Consider the following 13,624-nt stretch of genomic DNA (forward strand, 5'->3'; position numbering starts at 1 on the left):
CCTTCCCCATCGATAATTGGATCTTGCCATTTTCAAAGACCTTGAAGCCGTTGTTCGCCCATTTCGTATTGAAATGATTTTTTCGTTTGTACGGGTATTTATTTGGATGTCCGGCTTTTCTTGCTTTCCGTGCCGAATCACGTGCAAATAGATACTTATGGCAAACAGCTTGAACAGATTGGGAATGAATCGGAAAAGTCCCTTTCGTTCCTTTTTGCAATTCGCTCTTGGTGATCCATTTTCCTGTTTTCAAATGAGTTTCTTTCGCAAGGTCCAAACAACGATTCCAAACTTCGCCTGAAACCCGGTTGCACTCGAATAATCGGTCAATGGTTTCCTTGCTAGCACGGAATGATGTCTTCATACAACGGATCATTGCCAACCCTCCAATCAGGCGGTAGTATACTGTCTTATACCCCGAATCCCGCAACTTGAAACATATGTTTGCCTTATGGTGAAAATCGAAGGGCAAGCATTCATCCCCCACCTACGCTTTGCGTTGGGGTGGGAGACTTCTGCTCTAAGTTGTTAAAAAAGCAAACACATCTTAATCCTTGGTCTAACCGAATAAAGCAAATTCATTTTTTTATTGTTTTCATCGCTAAATGAATGTAGAATTTACTTTTGTAGCCTTATGATTTGCGGATGATGTAGGAACTTATATAATGAATAAAAAGTTTTATTGGAGGTTTATTATGAATTACAAAATCATTAACAAACAAGTATTTGAACAAGCGCAGCTACGTTCGGTTTCAGACGTACCATTCACCGAAGAAGAACTTCAAACCGGTATGAAGTTAGCTGTCTCTAAGGATGATGATACCCTTGCACTGTATTTAGTGGATGTAGACGGTCAGAAGAGATTCGATGTCCGTTGGGACGATTCATCCGAGCAATTTAAAGGTTGGCAATCCGCTTGGGATAATTTCTCTTGGTGCCTAAATGTGGTTAGTAATTAACCTATCTTCAAAAAAAAACGCCTCAAACCCTTTTCACTAAAGGATTTGAGGCGTTTTTTTATATGCATTTCTGATTTCATAAATTTCTAATTTCAAAAAAACAACAGACAATCACTTGCTAACAACAGAGCTCATGCTTTATTTAGGGATTTCATAATCAATTGGCCTAATTATTTGGTGAATTGGATCCCTATGGAGATCTTGATGTTTGGTGAAGATTCAATCATAATTCCTCCCCTCTTGACAAACATACATAATCCAGACAAACTAAGAGCACGATTAATAAGAATTGTCTTTACTCGTGGCGCTTAGTTCACGCGTGACGCATTCTACGTGAGGGAACTGACGGCGCTTAGTCCGTCCGTTCCTTTTTCTATATCTTTTCCATTCTTGTTATACATCATAAAAACAGAGCCAATCATCAACATCGGCTCTGCTAATATACACTACCTACAACACGGCTAAGGCACCAACATGCGCACTCTCTACACAGACTATGGCTTTCTCTCATTCCAATTATCTTTCAGCTCAATTAACTATTGATCCAAAAACAGTCAGATTGATAGTTGGCGGTGTAAAAGAGCAGGCTGTACAGGCTTGGGTGTTTGTGCCAGACATATTTATGACAATTCATCAAATCGAATAATAAAAGCAAGTCGGAAGCCATCTTTTTTTATACATTTATAATGAATTTACTAAATTGCTCACCGCACAGGCACCCGTTTTATATTTTCTACCTATTAACCGAATCCGTTATATTAAGGTCGTTATTTTTCAACTTATCGTTTAAAATACTCTCCTCTAAGACGGAAAACTTATCTCCATAGACCTTCGTGATATGTAACTCGCCCCAAGCACAAAGAGCATCTAATATCCCTTCCAGGCTAAGGCCATATTCACTCAATTCATATTCTACTTTTGGTGGCACTTGATTGTACACAATTCGGTTAATGACGCCATCCGCTTCTAGTTCACGTAATTGTTGCGTTAACATTTTTTGGGTAATATCGGGCATAAGGCGTTTCAATTCACTTGTTCGTTTTTTACCGTGCGTTAAATGGCACAGAATGACACATTTCCACTTTCCTCCAATCACTTCTAATGTCGCCTCAACGGATATATTATATTTCTTTTTTACCATTGTTATCCTCCTCATACATAGGCACTAAAAAGTATCTATAGAACTTTTTAGTGCCTATATTACTTTAAAGTGCGTACTTTTCTTTAAAAACTCTATGACTCATACTAACATTTGCCGGCAGTTTTACACTATATATTTTAATTTTACACAACGTAAATTCAATCATACAGCATGAGAAAAATTGGAGGAAGCATGAATGACTGTAGATAGTAATCGAAGTATCTTTGCATTGCTTGCATTAGCGGTAAGTGCATTTGCAATTGGAACAACTGAATTTGTTAGCGTGGGGCTCTTGCCGTTGATCTCCCAAGATCTAGATATATCGGTTTCAACGGCAGGACTAACTGTATCACTGTACGCGTTAGGTGTGATGGTAGGCGCACCGATTTTAACGTCTCTCACTTCAAGAATGCCAAGGAAATCATTACTGCTATGGATTATGCTTGTCTTTATCGTAGGTAACGGCATTGCGGCAGTTGCAACAAGTGTTACCACCTTATTGATCGCTCGTGTCATCGCCGCATTTTCGCATGGTGTATTTATGTCGATTGGGTCAACGATTGCCGCTGATTTAGTTCCTGAAAATCGAAGAGCAAGCGCAATTTCGATCATGTTTACCGGACTCACAGTTGCGACAATTACAGGCGTTCCATTTGGTACGTTCATTGGCCAACAGTTTGGTTGGCGTTTTGCCTTTGTAGCTATTGTTATTATAGGGATTGTAGGACTTATCACGAACAGTATCCTTGTTCCATCGGATTTACGCAAAAGCACTCCAACAACTATTCGAGACCAGGTTAGGCTTGCGACAAGCGGCCGCATACTGCTAGTCTTAAGCATTACGGCGCTAGGTTATGGAGGAACGTTCGTCGTATTTACTTACCTATCACCTTTGCTTCAGACGATAACTGGATTTACACAAGGAACCACCGTGATCATCTTACTCGTTTATGGGGTTGCGATTGCAATCGGTAATATGATCGGCGGCAAGCTGTCAAATAAAAACCCGATTAATGCACTATTTTATATGTTTATTGCGCAAGCGATCGTGCTGTTTGCATTAACGTTTACTGCCCCCTTTAAATTCGCTGGTTTAGTGACAATACTATTCATGGGCTTATTCGCTTTCATGAATGTTCCAGGGCTTCAAGTGTATGTGGTTATGTTGGCCGAACGTTTTGTACCAAGTGCAGTGGATGTCGCTTCGGCTATGAACATCGCTGCGTTTAATGCAGGGATTGCCCTTGGTGCGTATTTAGGCGGGGTTGTAACCGATTCGATTGGACTTATTCACACTGCTTGGGTTGGGGCTGTAATGGTTGTGATCGCAGTAATAATAACAGGGATCGGTCGAATATTGGAACGAAAAGATCAGCGGTCACTAAATCTGTACTAAAGGGGGTGGTTGGAACCGCGTAGTACACAATGCAACATTTATCTAAAAATGGAGGGTATTCAATAATGAAAAACTTACAATCTGCAACAACTTTGCATAATGGTGTGGAAATGCCCTGGTTAGGTCTAGGCGTCTTTAAAGTAGAAGAGGGGCAAGAGCTTGTACATGCAGTTAAAACTGCAATCGAAAATGGCTATCGCAGTATCGATACGGCAGCTATTTATGGCAATGAAGCAAGCGTCGGGCAAGGGATACGTGAAGCGAATATTGCAAGGGAAGATTTATTTATCACATCGAAAGTTTGGAATTCTGATTTGGGATACGAAGCGACGATTGCCGCTTATGAAGAAAGCCTAAGGAAACTTGGTTTAGATTATCTGGATCTATATCTTATTCACTGGCCAGTCGCCGGAAAATATAAAGAAGCATGGCGAGCATTAGAAACACTTTATAAGGAAGGAAGAATCAGAGCAATCGGAGTAAGTAACTTCCAAATTCACCACCTTGAAGATTTAATGAAGGACGCGGAAATTAAGCCAATGATAAACCAGGTGGAATATCATCCACGTTTGACTCAAGAAGACTTGCTTGCATTTTGCCAGCAACATACTATTCAATTGGAAGCATGGTCTCCTCTGATGCAAGGACAGTTGCTCGATAACGCAGAGCTTCAAGAGATTGCCGATAAGCACGGAAAGTCTGTTGCCCAAGTTATTTTGCGTTGGGACTTACAAAATGGCGTTATCACCATCCCAAAATCCACAAAAGAACATCGTATAATTGAAAATGCAACTGTTTTTGATTTTGAATTAACAGCAGAAGATATGGATTGTATTAATCGTATGAATGAGAATTACCGAGTAGGTCCAGATCCGGATAACTTTGATTTTTAAATAATGAAAAGAACCTATCATCCTAAACGAGATAGGTTCTTTGTGTATGCGGCCGATGTCGTCGCAATCCCTCTTTGCCATCGGTGGAGATCGAACCACCAGAAACTCATGAATGCTGACGTAAAAATGCGATAAGGTCATGATGATTTTCTAGCGTGACACCGTGTTCATCCTTGTATGTCTTAAATGTTACATTCGCATCAAGCGATTCGAAGTACTCCTTACTTTCCCTCCCCCATTACGATGTAATAATATAATCATACTCACCATGCGAAATGAAAATGTTCAAATGATTGACCGCCTGTTTCTTATAATCCAACCTCACAAAATTTGGTATATAGCCACTTAACGCTACGACGCCGTGGATCACGTTGCCCATCGTTAACGCTAATGACTGTGCCAGTACCGCTCTCTGACTAAAGCCAAGCACATAAATTTGCTCCACATCAAGCCCTTACTTTAGAAAAATACTCTTTTACTATCTATACGTCTTCTTCATAGCAACCTTTGCGAAACGCTTCCCCAAATGGATAGAACAGTCGGGAAAAAACCTGGCCAACAATATTAAATATCAATTGTATCGTTCTTATAAGTTAGCATAACAATACACAAGCCCCCATCTATTGAAAGATGAGGGCTGATTTGACACTTACTTAGCAATCAACGTGGCGGTGCCTATTAAGTTTCCGAATATTATGCCGTTCATATCTGTTAGTTCCATTCCACTTTGCTACACCATCTTTCGTCATTTAATTACTTTCATAAAACTGTTATTCAAAGAATCAAACTTGCTGATATTTTCCTCAAAAATAGGAAGCGATTTTGTTTTTTCTGATTGATTTACCAAGGTACAAACCAAATCATTAAAGGGAGTTGGAATATTTTTCTCTCTTCCTTTTTTCGAAACATATCCATTAATATAATCAATTTCTGTTTTTCTGCCTTTTTCTAGATCCTGCAACATACTAGCTTTGGTATTGACATGGGGACCCCATACTTCTTTGTAAAATTCCATTTTCCTAGAAATGTCGTCTTTATTCTCCAGCTCTAAAAATTCAAAATTTTTCCCCTGCATTTCTACTAATCGGATTTGATGTGCTCGAGCGACCTTAATCGTTTCATCAGCGATGTTTGCCAAACTTCTCATTGCATCGGGATTATATAATACTTCCCCGAATGTGCATCCTAGTGCAGCTGACATACCGCTAAAAGTTGCATTCATTAACAGCTTAGACCATTTCATTCCATTAATATTTGTGATAATTTCACAGTAACCAACAGTTTCTAAAATGGCACGTATTGTTTTTATTCTTTCTGTAATTTCTCCAGTTAGTTCACCTATATCAAAAGCATATTTTTTCATTACTTCTAGTTCTGTTACCAGTTCCGATACGCCAGGTCCTATCCAAGTAGCCCCAAAACCAACTACACCACCAACTGTTCGATTCTCCCCAACAATGGCAGCAACACTTTCTTCTGGTATTCCATTTTGTAGCGTACAAACTACACTATCTTCATGTAGAAAAGGAAGTATGGATGCCAATGAATCCTTTGTGTAAACTTGTTTTGTTAGAAGAAAAACTACATCATATTTTTCAGTCAAATCATTTGGATGTTTAGCTTTAACAGGAATTGTCTCATTTAAAAAACCTGTTATCTTTGCACCATTTTGATTAAGCTCATCTACATGTTCCTGATTAACGTCAATTAGATCAATATTATAACCGCCCTTAGTGATAAGTGCACCGATAATTGTCCCAAGTGACCCGACTCCTAATATGCCAATTTTCATTAATAGACACCCCTTGATTGATTTTTTGTCGATTGCTACATTAAAAATTGATAGTTACACCACTATTCGTTATATAGCATTTATCATTTACCCAAATAACATGTTTAATGCCAGGACTCCAAGTAATCCATAAATTGCAACAAGAGTATACATAAAACAAACTGATTTAATTGTTTGGACAATCGTCAAATTAAAGTATTCTTTTGTCATCCAGAAAGATACATCACTTGGTGGTGCCCAAGCTATCGAAGCGGCTGCGATTGCTATAACCATCAATTCTGGATTAACACCAGTTGCTTGAACAATTGGCAACATAATTCCCGCAGTGGTTAAAACCGTAACTGTGGCAGACCCTACGGCCAACCTTATAATAGCAGCAATAATCCACGCTAATACAAATGGTGAGATATTCCAACCATTTGTGAATTCTGAAATGTAATCTGCCATTCCACTATCTAGAATAACTTGTTTAAAAGCACCTCCACCACCAAGAACGAATATGATTCCTCCCATAGAAATCAGTGCTTGTTCCGCGATTTTCATTAATTGAGGCATCGTTTTTCTTTTTTTATGCAATCCAAATACATATACTGCTATGAAAAGCGATATTAGCAAAGCGATATCAGCATTACCGATAAAGGTTAAAACTTTATAAACAGTAGTAGTCTCAGGAATCGAAAATTGTGCAATTACCCCCATCAAAATAAGAATAACTGGGGACAAAGCGGTTAAAACGGAAGTTGCAAATGATGGAACTTCATCCATGTTAAATTCTTGCTTTGATACTAAATGGCTTGGAATTTCAATATCCCAATTTTTATATAACCTACCGAATAGCGGTCCAAAAATAATTGTAGCTGGAATCGCTAGAAGAAACCCGTACCCCAGAACAACACCCAAATTCGCTCCTAAAGCTGCTGCAATAGCAGTTGGACCCGGATGTGGAGGTAAAAAAACGTGTGTTATAGATATAGCTGCAAGAAAAGGGATCCCCACTTTCATTAGCTTAACCTTTGCTTCATTTGCTACTGTATATACGATAGGAATCAATAGAATGTAGGTAACTTCATAGAATAAAATTATTCCCAAAATAAATGACGCGAGGCAAATTGCCCAATCTACTCTTTTTTCACCAAAAACGCTAATTAGGGTTGTTGCAATTCTGTTGGCTCCACCGCCTTCAGATATTAGTTTCCCTAAAATTGCACCCAAGCCAATAATGATGGCTAAATGTCCTAATGTACCTCCAAGTCCAGCTTCAATTGATTGGACTATTGTTAATGGTTCCATTCCTAGAAAAAGTCCTACGAATATTGCCGATATTAAGAGAGACAGAAATGCGTTTAACTTAAAAACGATGATTAAAATAAATAATATTATGATCCCAAGAGCCAATGCTATAAGCGGCATAGTTCCACTCCATTCTGAGTTTTTTCAAAATATATTAAACAAGACTATATCCAATTTAGATTTCCGAGTTTCAAATCTATCTGTTAATCGTAACTCGTACGGATTTACAAAACGAAAGCTGTCACTTGATCCGTACGAGTAATAACTTTACGAATAGTTCATTAGCCTTTGCATCAATACACAACCGAGGTGGAACAATTTCCATCATTTGAAATTGCTAATGTCGTATTATCCCTCAGGCTGTTCGGAAATTAGGGTTGCTTCATCCAAAATCTTACTTTGTTGAAATAGGTGCCTTTTTTATATAATTTTGCGAAACCTTTAATTGATAAATTAAACGTTTATTGAATTCATTTCTTGTTTGAACAAGTGTTTCTGGGTTATACTTGAAAAATCCTTCTCCGGTTTTGACTCCTAACTTACCTTCCTTCACCTTTTCCCTTAGCAAAGGATTCGCTTCTGTCCGATTATCCATAACTTTTAATAGGTTATCACCTACTATACTCCAAATATCAAGACCTCCTAAATCTGCTACTTCTAACTGACCAGTAGTAGCATAACGAAATGCAGGTCCAAACATTAATGCTTTATCAACATCTTCCGGTTCAGCGATTCCTTGTTCAATAATCGAAAATACCTCTCTGGCGATCCCCTGTTGAATCCGATTAGCTACTAATCCAGGTACGTCTTTCAAAACTTTAATATACTGCTTTTTTATAGATTCAAATAGATATTCAACTTCTTGATAAACTTCTTCAGGCATATTACCAAAATAGGAAAGTTCAACAATTGGCATAATATGCGCTGGATTATAATAGTGAGTAACCATCATCCGTTCTTTTCTATTTTCACTAACTAAGGCCATCATATCGTTTAACCCAAGACTGGAAGTATTGCTTGTGAAAATCGTTTGTTCTGGACAAATATCGTCTAATAATTTGAACGTTTCTTGTTTTAGCTCCAGTATTTCAGGAATCGATTCCGTAATAAAATCACGATCAACAACGGCTTCTTTTATGTCAGAAAAATAATGAATATTGTTCATGGTCTCCGGAATTACACTATCTTTTATATATCCTTCTTCAGCGAGGAATTCCAAATCAATTTTAATTTCATTTTTCACATTTTTTAGTCTACCTTCATCAATATCAAATAAGTTCACATCATATCCATAGATTGCAAAGTTTTCTGCTATGCTTTTCCCCATTGTTCCTGCACCTAATACAGCTATTTTTTTTATCATGTGTCATCCCTACTCTCTTACTTATTTCCAAATTTGATAGCGCTTTCAAACTAAAAATTATAACTCCATTTATCTACTCAAATTAGCTGTACTCTTTGATTTCTTTTGCTCATTTATCTTCATTCAGCAGAAGACTCCCACCTTTATAGGTGGCGAGATGAATGCGGTTTTGTTTTCCTGTTCAGCGGGTGTTCAAAAGCCCGCTGAACGAAGATAAAGCCTCCGGCGGATGTCACAGATTTTGAAAGGAGTCAATCGAGCAAGCTCGATTCAAAATCTGGACGCAATCACGCCAAGGCGTGATTGATTCTATTCAGCCCCAAAATCTCCCTAGCCTCGTTAGGAGTAGCAATTTCTCTTCCTAGCGTGTTAGATAACTCCACTATCCTTTTCACAAATTGAGCATTAGTAGTAGCTAACTCACCTTTTCTATAATACACACTATCTTCCATGCCCACTCGAACATGGCCGCCTAGAAGTATACTCATCGTATTAATAAGTAGTTGATCTTTACTTGCCCCAATTGCTGACCAAGTTGAATCCTTAGGAATACTATCCACTAAAAACATTAGATTTTTAGGAGTCGCTGGCATCCCGCCATGGACACCTAACACAAATTGAAAATGGAACGGTTCTTCCAATAATCCTTTTTTCGCAATTCTTAATGCGTTATCTATCATTCCGACATCAAATATCTCAATTTCCGGTTTTATTTGGCGTTCTTTTGTAACTGTTGCCAGTGTCTCCAAAAATATAGGAGTATTATAAAAAACCTCTTGTCCAAAGTTCATAGTCCCTGCATCAAACGTAGCCATTTCAGGGTTTAGTTCGCAAACTTTTAATCTGGCTTCCTCATTATTCTCTAATCCGCCTGCGGTTGTTAAATTTAGAATAATATCGCATTTATCTTGAACCCGATCGATTACTTCCTTATAGGTGTCTAAATCAAGTGTGTTGTTTCCTTGATAATCTCTAACATGAATATGGGCAATGGCTGCCCCTTCTTTCCATGATTCAACAACTGAATCTGCAATCTCTTTTGGAGATAATGGCACATGTGGCGTATGTTCCCTAGTGGTTTGTGCTCCAGTTGGTGCGACTGTAATGATTAATTTTTCCATCTTTTTATCCCTCGCATTCCCTATAATTGTTATTCACTTTAGTATAATGCAAATTGTGTGCCAACTATAAAAACGCTATATTAAAGGCTTTCATTCTTCACCTAAAAATAAAGTGATGAAATATTTCATCGGTTTTAAATATAAATCATAATTATCCGTCGATTGTTACTATTTATTTTCGATTAAAAAAGGAATCAGCATTGATTCCTTTTTTAATCACTTATTTGAATTCCTAATTTCTTTGCCTTTTTCACCACAGATGATTGGCTAATTTTTAAAATTGCAGCCGCTTTTCTGGTACTCCCATAATCTTTTAATGCCTTTTCTATTATCTGTCTCTCTACTTTGGCGACAATCTCTTTAAGACTTAGTTCACCAGTTGATATTTCTGTACTTTCGGGCTCCATATTTAATATTTTTCTAGAAAATTCAGCATTAATTTTTTTGTATTTTTCTGACGTGATAACTATGCGCTCAATCACGTTCTGCAACTCTCTTATGTTTCCTGGCCATTTATACGTTTCGAATACCTCATACACTTCGCGGTTAAATAATATTTGTTTTCCATACTTCGTGTTATAAATGTCCAAATAATGTCTCGCTAATAATTCAATATCGGAGGATCTATGTCTTAAGGGAGGAATATGTATAGGGAATACGTTTAACCTGTAATATAAGTCTTCTCTAAATTTCCCTTTTTTCACTAGTTCATGTAAATCACAATTCGTTGCGGCAAGAATCCTAACATCAAATTTAATCGATTTCGTTCCGCCAATTCGTGTAACCTCTTTTTCTTGGATGATTCTAAGTAGTTTTGACTGTAATTCAAGGGGCATTTCCCCTATTTCATCCAAAAGCAAAGTGCCCTTGTCAGCCAACTCAAACATTCCGATTTTCCCTTTACTGGATGCGCCAGTAAAAGATCCGGCTTCATAGCCAAACAATTCTGCTTCTAAGAGGCTGGCAGGTATCGCTGCACAATTGACTTTTATAAAAGGTTTGCCATGTCTATTGCTATTCCTATATATTTCATTTCCAATAACTTCTTTTCCTACCCCGGTTTCTCCCGTTATAAGTACGGTTACATCCAAATCGGCTACTTGGTGAATCATTCGAATAATAGGCTGTATTTCATCACTTTTTCCCATTAAATTATTAGTTACCTGCAATTTTCGAAGATGTTCGATTTCATTTTGTGATGCCACAAGCTTTTCTTGCATATCCAATAAATCTGACATATCACGATTAATAACGACAACCTTTTTTAAATTCCCCTCCTGATCTAAAATAGGTGATCCAGAAATTAATACTTTTACCCCTGTACGGATTTCCGCCATCGCGTTAATTGGCTTTTTTGTTCTTATAATGTCAGGTGTGATTGCATTTTTATATAAACCTTCCTTCATGAGGTCGCTTACATACTTATTTAACACTAGCTCGGGTGCCAATCCAGTTATTCTGCTATAGGATTTGTTGACATATAAAGTCTTCCCTTCTTCATCAGAGATATAAATTCCATCATATAATTCATCACAAATCTTCTTATAATCAACAGCTTCAATTAATTCGTTCATTTCTACATACACTCCTTTCTAATCATTGGTCGGATTTCTTCTGATAGTTGTTTTGTGTATACCTCTGGTAATTGTAGCAAGTAATCAATAAAATGAAAAATAGCCTGAATTGCGGTAAGGATAAATATCCATTGCGCTTTCAGGACGTGGCGATTTTAGCTTCAGTTCTTCTAATCAGCAAATTTTTGTACTGAAAACGAAGCGTCAGCTACAGGGAGTTTGGATTAATGATGATTGAAATGAATGCTGAATCAATTTAAAGGTTTTAGTTGGTCAGAATTGGCTGAATGTTGGGGTTTAGAGGTAAAGGAACAACCGTTTATCGCAGATACAACAGATGGTGAAATGGTTATCCTCGGAAATACGCCTGAAGAGATTGAGAAAGTGTAACATATTAATGGAACAACTATGAAAGTAACGCTAACCAACGAGGAAGAAGTACAACCAGAGAAGATTAAACAATTCATCTGGTCAAATATTACAGATGGACATGGTAAATTTAAAAACCTCAAATACGTACAGATATTCAAAACTTTTTAAAAGCACTTATCATTGAGTCAAAAAAACTGGACTATAGCGCCCAGTTTACGAAGGTTTGTTAAAAATCGAAGATGATTATACGTTAGCTAGTTGGATAATTTATAGCTTAGAAAAGTTATGGACATAAGAGAACGCACATTTCGAAAACATTATGTAGCGGCTTGTTAAAGAATCGGCCGCATGATTGTCCAACAAATTCCTTTTACATACACAGTGAATGGTGCCAGGCACATAAACAAGACAACCCTTATGAATGCCTGACACCAAAAATCAAGAACACTTAGTCCCATTGCTCCTTATGCCGTTTTAAACCTTCTTCTCCATAGATCGTGACCACAAAATGTTCTTCTGCTTTTTTGGTCCGGATATGAATAGAAGAATGGTCTTCGCAAACATCGCAATTCCCGTATTCATAGTCCCCAATTCGTCTCAATACAAAGTAGTCATTTTTGACTTGTGAGAAGTCTCCTTGAAGCCATTTATCCAAGATCGCCTCTAACTCCGAATTCTTGTCCACGAAACGTTTCAAGTAAAGAATGTTTTCCTTCGCCATTTGCCCTGAAGAATGGCCTGCAGAATAGCTATTCACTTCGGCCCATCCCCCCTCTAACACGTCCGTAATAAGATAATCGGATGGATGTGGTGTCACTTTTTGCCTAAGCATACTCAACATTGTATTGGCCATCGTCATAGAATTTCTCTCTAACTCTTGCGCAGAAATACCCGCAAACTGCCCGGGGAGTCGTAGCGCGGGTGCCGATGGATCGATGGGATCATCCATATGTAGCAATCGATGGAGAAATACGGCATAATGCACTCTCGTAACGGGTTTTTCTGGCCAATAGAATCCGAAATCCCCCGTTGTGATGCCATTCGAATAAAGCGCCCGCACATACTGGTTCGCCGGATGGTCTTTCGGCACGTCCATGAAATCCAACTCCACTTTTACTTTCAAATCGAATGCGATCGTTAGCACCTTTGCCATCTCCGCACGGGTAATTGGTTTATTTGGGTTGAAGTTACCTTTCGAATCCGGTTCAAAAATTCCAGCTTGCTGCAATTTCTTCACATCGTTGAAGAAGGCATTCTTCGTGGATACATCCTTAAATGGAACGAACGGCTTTGTTGTTGGCAATTTGGTCGCACGGTTGACGAGGGCTGCCGCATGTTTTCGTGTGATAACCTCACTTGGCCTGAATTCCCCGTTTTCGTAACCGCTAATGATACGCTGATCCCGCATTTCATGGACAATCTCATAATACGGACTATTCTTGGACACATCCTTAAACGGATTTACCACTGCCGCCTCTGCCTGCATCGGTAAAACGATGGCAGGAACAGCAACAGCTGTCGCAATGGTTGCGATAAACAATTTGTAATTCTTCATTTAACTTCCTCCTATTTCTACTTCCGCTATCATGAAAACAACTTACAGACGTAGTTTTTCAGAAATAGTTTCAAAGAAATTTTACCTTTAAGTACAGTATCATGATCTGCACACAAAAAATGGCTGGCTGCTTTAGGCGCTGTATGTACAAACGTAAAATGAAGATTG

The 13,624-nt window shown here is 38.1% G+C and carries 12 protein-coding genes and 1 pseudogene; 4 read left to right on the forward strand and 9 right to left on the reverse strand.

Features of this window, described 5'->3' with window-relative positions; genetic code table 11:
• Positions 1-376: pseudogene (locus MHZ95_RS00005) on the reverse strand (transposase); the annotation flags it as partial.
• Between the two features lie 319 nt (positions 377-695).
• Here MHZ95_RS00005 and MHZ95_RS00010 point away from each other — a divergent pair.
• Complete coding sequence (locus MHZ95_RS00010; protein WP_239388189.1) at positions 696-959, forward strand: hypothetical protein; 264 nt, start codon at positions 696-698, stop codon at positions 957-959.
• A 733-nt stretch (positions 960-1,692) separates the two neighbouring features.
• Here the strand turns inward: MHZ95_RS00010 and MHZ95_RS00015 are convergent.
• Complete coding sequence (locus tag MHZ95_RS00015; RefSeq protein ID WP_239388191.1) at positions 1,693-2,100, reverse strand: winged helix-turn-helix transcriptional regulator; 408 nt, start codon at positions 2,098-2,100, stop codon at positions 1,693-1,695.
• Between the two features lie 196 nt (positions 2,101-2,296).
• Between MHZ95_RS00015 and MHZ95_RS00020 the strand changes: the two genes are divergently transcribed.
• Positions 2,297-3,496 carry an MFS transporter gene (locus MHZ95_RS00020; protein ID WP_239388193.1) on the forward strand — a complete coding sequence of 400 codons (1,200 nt, stop codon included), beginning with the start codon at positions 2,297-2,299 and terminating at the stop codon, positions 3,494-3,496.
• Between the two features lie 62 nt (positions 3,497-3,558).
• Positions 3,559-4,389, forward strand: a complete 831-nt coding sequence (locus MHZ95_RS00025; protein WP_239389156.1) for an aldo/keto reductase — start codon at positions 3,559-3,561, stop codon at positions 4,387-4,389.
• A 238-nt stretch (positions 4,390-4,627) separates the two neighbouring features.
• Here MHZ95_RS00025 and MHZ95_RS00030 read toward each other — a convergent pair whose 3' ends face one another.
• The 6 genes from MHZ95_RS00030 to MHZ95_RS00055 form a co-directional block, all read right to left on the reverse strand.
• Positions 4,628-4,834, reverse strand: a complete 207-nt coding sequence (locus tag MHZ95_RS00030; RefSeq protein WP_239388195.1) for an alpha/beta hydrolase — start codon at positions 4,832-4,834, stop codon at positions 4,628-4,630.
• A 300-nt stretch (positions 4,835-5,134) separates the two neighbouring features.
• Complete coding sequence (locus tag MHZ95_RS00035) at positions 5,135-6,181, reverse strand: ketopantoate reductase family protein (RefSeq protein WP_239388197.1); 1,047 nt, start codon at positions 6,179-6,181, stop codon at positions 5,135-5,137.
• 87 nt (positions 6,182-6,268) lie between these two features.
• The gene (locus tag MHZ95_RS00040) at positions 6,269-7,591 is read right to left on the reverse strand and encodes a gluconate:H+ symporter (RefSeq protein ID WP_239388199.1); all 1,323 of its coding nucleotides are present in this window, start codon (positions 7,589-7,591) and stop codon (positions 6,269-6,271) included.
• Positions 7,592-7,865: 274 nt separating this feature from the next.
• Positions 7,866-8,834: a 3-hydroxyacyl-CoA dehydrogenase family protein gene (locus tag MHZ95_RS00045; RefSeq protein WP_239388201.1), complete on the reverse strand. Its 969-nt coding sequence runs from the start codon at positions 8,832-8,834 to the stop codon at positions 7,866-7,868.
• Between the two features lie 287 nt (positions 8,835-9,121).
• Complete coding sequence (locus MHZ95_RS00050; protein ID WP_239388203.1) at positions 9,122-9,955, reverse strand: beta-keto acid cleavage family enzyme; 834 nt, start codon at positions 9,953-9,955, stop codon at positions 9,122-9,124.
• A gap of 212 nt (positions 9,956-10,167) precedes the next feature.
• Positions 10,168-11,529, reverse strand: coding sequence for a sigma-54 interaction domain-containing protein (locus MHZ95_RS00055; RefSeq protein ID WP_239388205.1), 1,362 nt, complete (start codon positions 11,527-11,529; stop codon positions 10,168-10,170).
• Between the two features lie 243 nt (positions 11,530-11,772).
• Here MHZ95_RS00055 and MHZ95_RS00060 point away from each other — a divergent pair, with 243 nt between their 5' ends.
• Positions 11,773-11,919, forward strand: a complete 147-nt coding sequence (locus MHZ95_RS00060; RefSeq protein ID WP_239388207.1) for a hypothetical protein — start codon at positions 11,773-11,775, stop codon at positions 11,917-11,919.
• A 430-nt stretch (positions 11,920-12,349) separates the two neighbouring features.
• On the opposite strand, the gene MHZ95_RS00065 is transcribed toward MHZ95_RS00060, so the two are convergent.
• On the reverse strand, positions 12,350-13,456 hold the full coding sequence (locus tag MHZ95_RS00065) for an S-layer homology domain-containing protein (protein WP_239388209.1): 1,107 nt from the start codon (positions 13,454-13,456) through the stop codon (positions 12,350-12,352).
• Positions 13,457-13,624: the final 168 nt, after the last annotated feature.

This window comes from Sporosarcina sp. ACRSM (assembly GCF_022346545.1).
Classification (GTDB): domain Bacteria; phylum Bacillota; class Bacilli; order Bacillales_A; family Planococcaceae; genus Sporosarcina.